Annotated in this window: 6 protein-coding genes; all 6 read left to right on the forward strand. The window is 60.7% G+C overall.

From position 1 onward, the window contains the following. Positions 1 to 14: 14 nt before the first annotated feature. The 6 genes from betI to mdtD all read left to right on the forward strand — a co-directional run bounded on the left by betI (position 15) and on the right by mdtD (position 8,405). Complete coding sequence (gene betI, locus K5D32_RS09470) at positions 15 to 608, forward strand: transcriptional regulator BetI (protein WP_221596794.1); 594 nt, start codon at positions 15 to 17, stop codon at positions 606 to 608. Between the two features lie 106 nt (positions 609 to 714). Beyond that, entirely contained in the window at positions 715 to 2,187 is a 1,473-nt protein-coding gene (gene betB, locus K5D32_RS09475; RefSeq protein ID WP_221600012.1) for a betaine-aldehyde dehydrogenase, read from the forward strand. A 133-nt stretch (positions 2,188 to 2,320) separates the two neighbouring features. Then, the gene (gene betA, locus K5D32_RS09480; protein WP_221577069.1) at positions 2,321 to 4,027 is read left to right on the forward strand and encodes a choline dehydrogenase; all 1,707 of its coding nucleotides are present in this window, start codon (positions 2,321 to 2,323) and stop codon (positions 4,025 to 4,027) included. A gap of 116 nt (positions 4,028 to 4,143) precedes the next feature. Beyond that, entirely contained in the window at positions 4,144 to 5,586 is a 1,443-nt protein-coding gene (locus K5D32_RS09485) for a TldD/PmbA family protein (RefSeq protein WP_221600015.1), read from the forward strand. Then, the gene (locus K5D32_RS09490) at positions 5,586 to 6,911 is read left to right on the forward strand and encodes a TldD/PmbA family protein (RefSeq protein WP_221600017.1); all 1,326 of its coding nucleotides are present in this window, start codon (positions 5,586 to 5,588) and stop codon (positions 6,909 to 6,911) included. Before K5D32_RS09485 ends, K5D32_RS09490 begins: the two co-directional genes overlap by 1 nt. A gap of 96 nt (positions 6,912 to 7,007) precedes the next feature. Continuing rightward, complete coding sequence (mdtD, locus tag K5D32_RS09495) at positions 7,008 to 8,405, forward strand: multidrug transporter subunit MdtD (protein WP_221600019.1); 1,398 nt, start codon at positions 7,008 to 7,010, stop codon at positions 8,403 to 8,405. Positions 8,406 to 8,462: the final 57 nt, after the last annotated feature.

Genomic DNA, 8,462 nt, shown 5'->3' on the forward strand with positions numbered 1-8,462 from the left:
GGAGACCCGAACCAATGCCCAAGGTTGGTATGCAACCCATCCGCCGTCAGCAACTCATCCAGGCCACGCTCACCGCGGTGGATCAGGTCGGCATGAGCGAGGCCAGCATTGCTCTGATTGCACGTCTGGCCGGTGTCTCCAACGGCATCATCAGCCACTACTTTCAGGACAAGAACGGCCTGATCGCGGCGACCATGCGCCACCTGATGAATGCCCTGATCCAGAGCGTGAACGAACGCCGTCAGGCGCTGACCGATGACAGCCCCAGGGCGCATCTGCAAGTCATCATCGAGGGCAACTTCGATGCCAGCCAGGTCAATGGCCCGGCGATGAAAACCTGGCTGGCCTTCTGGGCCACCAGCATGCATCACCCGTCACTGCACAGGTTGCAGCGGATCAACGATCACCGCCTGTACTCGAACCTGTGCTGCCAGTTCCGCCGCGTATTGCCGCTGGAGCAGGCACGCAGCGCAGCCCGCGGGCTGGCAGCGCTCATCGATGGTTTGTGGCTGCGCGGCGCCTTGTCAGGTGATGCTTTCGACACGGAGCAGGCGCAGCAGATCGCTTACGAATACATGGATTTTCAACTGGCGAAAGCGGTGGACTGAAGCGCTCAAGAGCCCTTTTCATCGAACGACTGGCGCCGAATGTTGACCAAACATACCGGCAAGCTGAGATCAGTCATCGCCCCCCACATGAATTTGCGAGGACTTTATGGCCCGTTTTGAATTGCAGAAACTCTATATCGATGGCGGCTACGTAGACGCCAGCAACCCCGCTACTTTCGATGCCATCAACCCGGCGAATGGCGAAGTGCTCGCGCAAGTACAACGCGCAGGCAAAGACGATGTCGAACGCGCTGTCGCCAGTGCAGAAAAAGGCCAGAAGATCTGGGCCGCCATGACCGCCATGGAGCGTTCGCGCATCCTGCGCCGTGCTGTGGACATACTGCGCGAGCGCAACGATGAACTGGCAGCACTGGAAACCCTGGATACCGGCAAGGCTTATTCCGAAACCCGTTATGTCGACGTCGTGACCGGTGCCGATGTGCTGGAGTACTACGCAGGTCTGGTCCCCGCTATCGAGGGCGAACAGATCCCGCTGCGTAATTCTTCCTTCGTCTACACCCGCCGCGAGCCGCTGGGTGTGGTGGCCGGTATCGGCGCCTGGAACTACCCGATCCAGATTGCCCTGTGGAAATCCGCTCCGGCACTGGCAGCGGGCAACGCGATGATCTTCAAGCCGAGTGAAGTCACTTCCCTGACCACCTTGAAACTGGCGGAAATCTACACCGAAGCCGGCGTACCCGATGGCGTGTTCAACGTGCTGACCGGCAGCGGCCGAGAAGTCGGCACCTGGATCACCGAGCACCCGCGCATCGAGAAGGTGTCCTTCACCGGCGGCACCGACACCGGCAAGAAAGTCATGGCCAGTGCTTCGAGTTCTTCGCTCAAGGAAGTGACCATGGAGCTGGGCGGCAAGTCGCCGCTGATCATCTTCGACGACGCGGACCTGGATCGCGCCGCCGACATTGCAATGATGGCCAACTTCTATAGCTCCGGTCAGGTCTGCACCAACGGCACACGGGTTTTCGTCCCCAACGCCCTGAAGGCGCAACTGGAAGCCAAAATCCTGGAGCGCGTAAAACGCATCCGCATCGGCAACCCGGAAGATGACAACACCAACTTCGGCCCGCTGGTCAGCTTCGAGCATATGGAAAGCGTGCTGGGCTACATCAGCAAAGGCAAGGAAGAAGGTGCGCGCCTGCTGTGCGGCGGCGAACGCCTGACCGAAGGCGACCTCGCCAAAGGTGCCTTCGTGGCGCCGACCGTGTTCACCGACTGCACCGACGAGATGACCATCGTGCGCGAAGAAATCTTCGGCCCGGTGATGAGCATCCTCGGTTACGACAGCGAAGACGAAGTGATCCGCCGCGCCAACGACACCGACTTCGGCCTGGCCGCCGGTATCGTCACCCGCGACCTGAACCGTGCGCACCGCGTGATTCACCAGCTTGAAGCCGGCATCTGCTGGATCAATACCTGGGGCGAGTCTGCGGCAGAAATGCCGGTCGGTGGCTACAAGCAATCGGGCGTTGGCCGCGAAAACGGCATCAGCTCGCTGGCGCAATACACACGCATCAAATCCGTGCAGGTGGAACTGGGCGATTACGCGTCGGTGTTTTAAGACCGTCAGCTTCAAGCGGCAAGTTAGAAGCTTCAAGTGAAGTAGCTTGCCGCCCTCATTCTCACAGGCAGCACCTGAATGCCTTTGCTTGCAGCTTGAAACTTGAGGCTTGCAGCCCTACGAAGGACTTTCTATGACCACGCAATCCGAATTCGACTACATCATCATCGGTGCCGGCTCTGCCGGTAACACCCTGGCAGCCCGTCTCACCGAAGATCCGGGCGTCACCGTTCTGTTGCTGGAAGCCGGCGGCCCTGACTACCGGCTGGATTTCCGTACCCAGATGCCCGCAGCGCTGGCGTTTCCCCTGCAAGGCCGTCGCTACAACTGGGCCTATGAAACCGAGCCGGAACCGCACATGAACAACCGCCGCATGGAATGCGGTCGCGGCAAGGGCCTGGGTGGCTCGTCGCTCATCAATGGCATGTGCTACATCCGCGGTAACGCCATGGACTATGACGGCTGGGCCAAGGAGCCGGGTCTGGAAGACTGGAGCTACCTCGATTGCCTGCCGTATTTCCGCAAGGCCGAAACCCGCGACATCGGCCCCAACGATTATCACGGCGGCGACGGTCCGGTCAGCGTGACCACGCCCAAGGCAGGCAATAACCCGTTGTTCCACGCCATGGTCGAAGCTGGGGTGCAGGCGGGTTATCCGCGCACCGACGACCTCAACGGTTATCAACAGGAAGGCTTCGGCCCGATGGACAGAACCGTGACGCCCAATGGCCGTCGCGCAAGCACCGCTCGCGGGTATCTGGACGAAGCCAAGAAGCGCCCGACCCTGACCATCGTCACTCACGCGCTGACCGATCGCATCCTGTTCGAGGGCAAACGTGCCGTCGGCGTGGCGTATCTGCGCGGCGACAGCGACACTCGCATCGAAGCCCGTGCCCGCAAGGAAGTCCTGCTGTGCAGCGGAGCCATCGCTTCGCCGCAGATCCTGCAACGCTCGGGTGTCGGCCCGGCCGAACTGCTGAACAAGCTCGATATTCCCGTGGTTCACGACCTGCCGGGCGTAGGCCAGAACCTTCAGGATCACCTGGAGATGTACCTGCAATACAGCTGCACCCAGCCGGTTTCGCTCTACCCTTCCCTGTTGTGGTGGAACCAGCCAGCCATTGGCGCCGAGTGGATGTTCCTGGGCAAAGGCATAGGCGCCAGCAACCAGTTCGAAGCGGGCGGGTTCATCCGCTCCAGCGAAGAATTCGAGTGGCCGAATATCCAGTACCACTTCCTGCCGGTTGCCATTAACTACAACGGCACCAAAGGTGTGAAAGAGCATGGTTTCCAGGCTCACGTCGGCTCCATGCGCTCACCGAGCCGTGGCCGGGTGCAGGTCAAGTCCAAGGACCCACGCGAGTACCCGAGCATCCTGTTCAACTACATGTCTACCGAGCAGGACTGGCAGGAGTTTCGCGACGGCATCCGCCTGACCCGGGAAATCATGCAGCAACCGGCACTGGACCCGTACCGTGGCCGCGAAATCAGCCCTGGCATCGAAGTGCAGTCCGACGAAGAGCTGGATAAGTTCGTCCGTGAACACGCCGAAACGGCGTATCACCCTTCGTGTACCTGCAAGATGGGCACCGATGACATGGCCGTGGTCGATGGTCAGGGCCGTGTCCATGGCCTGGAAAGCCTGCGCGTGGTGGATGCCTCGATCATGCCGATCATCACCACCGGTAACCTGAATGCCCCGACCATCATGATCGCCGAGAAGATCGCCGACAGGATCCGTGGCCGTCAGCCGTTGCCGCGCAGCACCGCCGACTACTTCGTGGCAGGCGACAAACCGGCACGCGGTACGCCGGTGCGAGGCGCAGTAGCACAGGTGTGATTCAGGCTCTATGATTTGCGGGCAAGTCATACCCCCTTCGCGAATGAATTTGCTCCTACAGCAGGGGCGAATTCATTTGCGAACACCTTGCCCCTCTCAACAAGGAGCCTCTCTGCATGTTCGATTTCTCCGCTCAGCTCAAGCAGCGGTTCGCCGCACTGCAGAGCGATGCGCAATTTTTTTCCGTACGTTATGTGCGCAGGACCAGCCAGCACCTGAGCGTGCGCAAGAATGTGGCCGAGCCGCCGTCGCTGGGTAGCGATGAAGGCGCGATGCTGACCGTGCGCCTCAACGGTGTCGAAACCTACGCTGCCACCAACGATATTTCCCAGCGAGGCTTGCAGGCAGCCCTGCAACAGGCTGAAGAGCTGGCTCGCCGCCTGGCACCACACTCGCTACTGAACCTCACCGACCAGGCTGTCTCGACAGCCCGCGCCGATTACCTGTCGCCCAACCTGAGCAATGCCTTCCCGAGCCTGAGCGATTGCATCGACCTGCTGATGAGCGAGTCGAACTCGGTGCCAAAAGACGAGCGTCTGGTGAACTGGCAGGCCGGTCTGGGTCTTGAAAACGTCGAGCAGATTTACCTCAACAGCGCCGGGGCCGAGATTCGTCAGGCACAGCGTTTTGTCTTTCCGGGCATGACAGTGACCGCCTATGACGGGCATGACAGCCAGACCCGCAGCCTGGGCCGCGATAACTTTGGCCAGCAAGGCGGCGCAGAGATCATCAGCAATTGCGGGCTGATCGGCGCTGCCGCACAGGTGGCCGATCAGGCGCTGCAATTGATCCTGGCCCCCAATACGCCCACAGGCCCTCGTGACTTGTTGTTGATGCCGGACCAGATGATCCTGCAGATCCACGAATCCATCGGCCATCCGCTGGAACTGGACCGGATTCTGGGCGACGAGCGCAATTACGCCGGCACCAGCTTCGTCAAGGCATCGGACTTCGGCACGCTGCAATACGGCTCCAGCCTGCTAAACGTGACGTTCGACCCCGAGATTCCCGAGCAACTGGCCAGCTACGGGCATGATGACGATGGCACCGCAGCAAGCAAACAATTCCTGATTCGCAACGGCCTGTTGCAGCGCCCTCTGGGCGGTGCGCTGTCGCAATACCGCTCAGGCCTGCCGGGCGTCGCCAACAGCCGCGCCTGCAACTGGAACCGTCCGCCCATCGACCGCATGGCCAACCTGAATATCGAGCCGGGTGACCAGTCGCTGGAGCAACTGATCGGCAATATCGAGCACGGCATCCTGATGTCCACCAACCGCTCGTGGTCCATCGACGATGCGCGCAACAAATTCCAGTTCGGTTGCGAGTGGGGCCAGTTGATCGAAAACGGCGAACTCAAGGGCGTGGTCAAGAACCCCAACTATCGGGCGATTTCCGCGCGGTTCTGGCGCAACCTCAGCGCGGTCGGCGACGCCAGCACCTTCAAGGTTCTGGGCACACCCAATTGCGGGAAAGGCGAACCCAATCAGGTGGTGCGTGTCGGTCACGCTTCCCCAGCCTGTGTGTTCGCCAATGTCGATGTATTTGGAGGTGACGCCTGATGTCTCATCAACAGCAATTCGAGGCATTGGTCGCCGCCCTTAAGGCCGATATCGGCCCGAACGAACACTTCACCCTGACCTATAACGCCGAAGCGTCGGACTTCATTCGCTTCAATCATGGCCAGGTGCGTCAGGCCGGACATGTGCAGCAAGCCAGCGTGACCTTCAAACTGATCGACGACGGTCGGCATGCCGATCTGGAACTGACGCTTTCGGGCGATGCACAGGTCGACAGCCAGCGTTTGAGCGAGGCTTTGGTTCAACTGCGCGAAACCTTGGTATCACTCGCCAGGGACCCGTATCTGCTGCCCAATACCGAGGCCTGGCACAGCAACAACCTGCAAGAGCCGCCGTTGCCGGACAGCGGGCAAGTCGTGGAGCAGATCAGCGAATTGTCACAAGGTCTGGATCTGGTGGGCTTCTACGCTGCCGGGCCGGTCTATCGCGGCTTCGCCAGTTCCTGGGGCGCATTGGGCTGGCATCAGGCCAATAGCTTCAATTTCGACTGGAGCCTGTTCCACGAGAACGGCCAGGCCGTAAAGGCCAACTATGCCGGACATGACTGGAACAGCGAGGCCTTTGGCAGACGCTTCAATCAGGCTCGCGAGCAGCTGGAGTTTCTCGGTCGTCCGCTGCGCACTCTGGAGCCTGGTCAATACCGCGCTTACCTGGCACCTGCCGCACTGGATGAAATCATCGGCATGCTGTGCTGGGGCGGGTTTTCCGCACAGGCGCTGGCCAGCAAGCACAGCCCGTTGCAGCGGCTGTACAGCGGCGATACCCGTTTCAGCCCGCTGTTCAGCCTGGATGAACAGGTCAGCGGTTCGCTGTCACCGGCGTTCTCCCGCGAAGGTTATCCACGCAAGGACCTGTCCCTGATTGCCGGCGGTGAAGCCCGCGAGCAACTGGTCGACTCCAGCAGCGCCGCTGAATACGGCCTGCAAGCCAACGGCGCGGACAACGGGGAATGGCCAAGTGCGCTGAGCATGGCAAGTGGCACTCTGGAGCAGGAACAGATTCTCAAGCAGCTCGGCACTGGCCTGTATATCAGCAACCTCTGGTATCTGAATTTTTCCGACCAGTCGGCCGCACGCCTGACCGGCATGACCCGTTTTGCGACCTTCTGGGTCGAAGACGGCAAGATCGTGGCGCCGGTCAGCAGCATGCGTTTTGATGACAGTGCCTACAGCCTGCTGGGCAACGCTCTGGAGAATCTGACCCGCGAGCGGGAGCTGATTCTGTCGGCCAGCACGTATAGCCAGCGCCAGACAGCCTCCATTCAGTTGCCTGGGGCTTTGATAAGCAAACTGACGTTGACGTTGTAGCCCTTCTTCGCGAATGAATTCGCTCCTACGAATGAACCCCGTGGGAGCGAATCGGGCGGCGCTCCGCTTATTCGCGAAAGAATCACAGGAAATCACATGCCGCACCTGGACGAAAAAACCCTGCGCTGGATGCCTTGGGTCATCGCCATCGCCTTCTTCATGCAAAGCCTGGACGGCACGATCCTCAACACCGCCCTGCCGTCCATGGCCCGCTCGCTGGAAGAAGACCCGCTGCGCATGCAGTCGGTGGTCATTGCCTACATGTTGACCATCGCCTTGCTGATTCCCGCTTCGGGCTGGATTGCCGATCGCTTCGGCATCAAACGCATCTTTTTCAGCGCCATCCTGTTGTTCAGTTTTGGTTCGTTGCTGTGCGCACTGTCCAACTCGCTGAATATGCTGGTGGCAGCACGGGTCATTCAGGGGCTTGGCGGCGCGTTGATGCTGCCTATCGGGCGCCTGATCGTGCTCCGCGCCTACCCGCGTTCGGAGCTGGTGCGGATCATGGGGTTCATTACCGTGCCCGGCCTGTTGGGGCCGTTACTCGGGCCGACCATGGGCGGCTGGATGGTCGAGTACATGAGCTGGCACTGGATCTTCCTGATCAATATTCCCGTGGGGTTGCTGGGCTGTTATGCGGTCAAGCATTTCATCCCGGATATCCCAGGTGGCGGGCGCACGCGATTCGACGGCACAGGGTTCATTCTTTTCGGCGCCTCGATGGTGCTGATCACCATTGCACTGGAAGGCCTGGGCGAACTGCACCTGCCACATATGCGTGTGGTCTTGCTGCTGTTCGCCGGCCTGGGCTGTCTGGCGGCCTACTGGCTGCGGGCCGGGCATGTGGAATTTCCACTCTTTGCACCGTCGTTGTTTCGCACCCGGACCTTTGCAGTGGGCATCTTGGGCAATCTGTTTGCCCGCCTTGGCAGCGGCGCATTACCGTTTCTGGTGCCGTTGCTGCTGCAGGTCGCCCTGGGTTATTCAGCGGCGCAGGCCGGCATGAGCATGTTGCCACTGGCAGCCGCCGGGATGTTCGCCAAAACCGTGGCCCGCTGGCTGATCGAGCGCCTGGGGTATCGCACCATCCTGACCGGCAACACGTTGCTGCTGGGAATACTGCTGGCAACCCTGGCGCTGGTCGACGCTCAAACGCCTTACTGGATTCTGCTGGTTCATCTGGGATTGCTGGGCGCGGTGAACTCCTTGCAGTTCACCGCCATGAACACCGTCACCCTGATCGACCTGGACGACGCCAGCGCCGCCAGTGGCAACAGCTTGCTGTCGGTCGTCGCGCAATTGTCACTGAGCCTGGGCGTGGCATCCGCTGCCGCCCTGCTGGGCGGCTTTACCGATGATGTAGCCGCGGGCGAAGTCAGCAGTGTGCTGGGTGCTTTCCAGCTGACCTTCCTGAGCGTGGGCGTACTGGCGATGTTTGCGGCGGGGATATTTCTGCAATTGCCTGCGCAGGAGGGTAAGAAGGCGGCGGTTTGAATATTGCCTCTGATTTTGTGGGAGGGGCCTTGGCCGCGACTGTCGCGGCCAAGGCCC

The organism is Pseudomonas cichorii, from assembly GCF_019719005.1.
In the GTDB taxonomy this organism is placed as follows: Bacteria; Pseudomonadota; Gammaproteobacteria; order Pseudomonadales; family Pseudomonadaceae; genus Aquipseudomonas; species Aquipseudomonas cichorii_E.

What these genes read in the sequence shown, in the direction of transcription:
- betI (WP_221596794.1), top strand. Translation starts at nt 15, where the DNA reads ATGCCCAAGGTTGGTATGCAACCCATCCGCCGTCAGCAACTCATCCAG.
- betB (WP_221600012.1), top strand. Translation starts at nt 715, where the DNA reads ATGGCCCGTTTTGAATTGCAGAAACTCTATATCGATGGCGGCTACGTA.
- betA (WP_221577069.1), top strand. Translation starts at nt 2,321, where the DNA reads ATGACCACGCAATCCGAATTCGACTACATCATCATCGGTGCCGGCTCT.
- K5D32_RS09485 (WP_221600015.1), top strand. Translation starts at nt 4,144, where the DNA reads ATGTTCGATTTCTCCGCTCAGCTCAAGCAGCGGTTCGCCGCACTGCAG.
- K5D32_RS09490 (WP_221600017.1), top strand. Translation starts at nt 5,586, where the DNA reads ATGTCTCATCAACAGCAATTCGAGGCATTGGTCGCCGCCCTTAAGGCC.
- mdtD (WP_221600019.1), top strand. Translation starts at nt 7,008, where the DNA reads ATGCCGCACCTGGACGAAAAAACCCTGCGCTGGATGCCTTGGGTCATC.